Annotated in this window: 1 protein-coding gene; it reads right to left on the bottom strand. The window is 67.6% G+C overall.

What is annotated here, in order from left to right:
* Nucleotides 1-1,136 (bottom strand): TRAP transporter large permease (locus KGQ91_RS00005; protein WP_224419922.1); only part of this gene is annotated, 1,136 nt, incomplete at its 3' end.
* Nucleotides 1,137-1,294: the final 158 nt, after the last annotated feature.

Genomic DNA, 1,294 nt, shown 5'->3' on the forward strand with positions numbered 1-1,294 from the left:
AACGACACCTGCATGTTCACCGCGAACAGGATGCCGAACCAGATCGGGCTGTAGCCCAGCTGGTCGACGATCGGCACGAAGATCGGCAGCGTCAGCATCGCCACGCCGATCCAGTCGAGGAACATCCCCAGTACCAGCAGGATCGCCATCATCACCAGCAGGATCGCCACCGGCGGCACGTCGAGCCCCAGGATCACCTGCGAGATGAAGCGGTTGCCGCCCATCAGGTTGTACACCCCGACCAGCGCCGCGGCGCCGATGCCGATCCAGATGATCATGCCGCAGGTCATCAGCGTCTGGGTCAGGCTGGCATGCAGCATCTTCAGCGTCAGCTCGCGACGCGCGATCACCGCCACGAAGACCCCGAACACGCCCATCGCCGCGGCTTCGGTGACCGAGGCCACGCCGCCGTAGATCGAGCCCAGCACCACGAAGGCGATCAGCCCGGGGACGATGATGGCCTTGAGCGCCTGCCAGCGATTGGCGAAGCCCTCGTCGCGGTCGGCGTCGGTCAGCGGCGGCCCCAGCCTGGGGTTCTTCAGGCAGCGGATCAGCACGTAGCCGATGTAGCTGCCCATCAGCAGCAGCGCCGGGGTGATGGCGGCGGTGAACAGGTCGGCGATCGACTGGCTGGCGATCAGCCCGTAGATGATCAGCACGATCGACGGCGGCATCATGGTGCCCAGCGAGCCGCCGGCACACACCACGCCGATCGACAGGTGCTTGTCGTAGCCCAGGCGCAGCATCTGCGGCAGGGCGAGGATGCCCAGCAGCACGATCTCGCCGCCGATGATCCCGGACAGCGCGGCGAGGAAGAAGGCCACCACCACGGTCTGCACCGCCACGCCGCCGGGCAGGCGCCCGGCGAACACCCGCATGGCGTTGAACAGGTCCCGGGCGATCCCCGATCGGTCGAGCAGCGAGGCCATCAGCACGAACATCGGCACCGCCACCAGCGAATACTCGGTGACGAAGCCGTAGACCCGGGTGGTGACCAGCGGCAGGGCCATGGGGCCGAACCAGCCGAAGGTGAAGGCCAGCGCCACCAGGCCGGTGATGAAGGCCAGCGGCAGGCCGGTGACCAGCAGGGCGAAGATCGCCCCGACCATCAGCAGTGTTCCGTCGGCGATGCTCATCAGACGGTCCCCTCCTCGTCGGGCGGCGTCACCGGGGCGGGCTTGCCGCGCAGCGACTGGATCAGGTGGATGAAGGCCTGCAGGCACATGAGGATCAGCGCGACCATGATCACGCCCTTGACCAGGGCCGGGAACGGCGGGTTCCAGGAGGTCCCGGA

This window comes from Modicisalibacter tunisiensis, assembly GCF_020148005.1.
In the GTDB taxonomy this organism is placed as follows: domain Bacteria; phylum Pseudomonadota; class Gammaproteobacteria; order Pseudomonadales; family Halomonadaceae; genus Modicisalibacter; species Modicisalibacter tunisiensis.